Genomic DNA, 693 nt, shown 5'->3' with positions numbered 1-693 from the left:
TAGGCAACCTCACCCATGCGTTGAGTCCAGCATGTGAACTGGGGAAGGCTTGCACAAATGCCAAGGGAGTGTGCCCCCGATGATGTGCGAGTTGGCGGAGCCTCCGTAGTAGTCCGAAACTGGGAAAGCCAGTTACATGGCGAAGGGAGGCAGTTTAAGTGGTTTGCTGTGTCGATTAACTGGCCACAATAAGGTGAAGACCTTTGATAATCAGTGAAATGCAGAGCAAGCTGGCAATATGGTCTTCAAAAGATAAAGAGCGCAAGTTCGATCGTCTGCTGAGGCTCATTGCCGAACCGGTCTGGCTACGTGAAGCCGCCCGCATCACGCTGGCGTCAAGCGGAGCAAAGACGCCGGGAATTGATGGTGTCACTCGGGTTTATATGGAAAATCGCCTCCAGCATGAACTTGAAACCTTACGCACCGAGCTGCTTGCTGGCACGTTTCAGCCACAAGCCGCCCGTCGTGTGTATATTCCAAAAAGCAATGGCAAGATGAGGCCTTTGGGCATCCCTTGCCTGCGTGATCGGATTGTACAGCGTGCCATTTTGATGGTGATGGAGCCGATATGGGAAAGTGATTTCCATACCGTTTCATACGGGTTCAGAAAAGCGCGCAGCGTACATCACGCCATTCGCTCGGTGAAATTACAGCTGCAGGATGGAGGAGAACAAAGCACGGCTGGACGCTGGA

At 52.7% G+C, this 693-nt stretch carries 1 protein-coding gene; it reads left to right on the top strand.

The features are described 5' to 3' along the window. Positions 1–203: 203 nt before the first annotated feature. A partial coding sequence (locus CSQ88_RS22550) for a reverse transcriptase domain-containing protein (RefSeq protein ID WP_257212741.1) occupies positions 204–693 on the top strand: 490 nt, incomplete at its 3' end.

This window comes from Iodobacter sp. BJB302, from assembly GCF_002735645.1.
Taxonomy (GTDB): Bacteria; Pseudomonadota; Gammaproteobacteria; order Burkholderiales; family Chitinibacteraceae; genus Iodobacter.
Note: the sequence above shows the minus strand (reverse complement) of the source record. Positions and strands in the feature narration are given on the sequence as shown.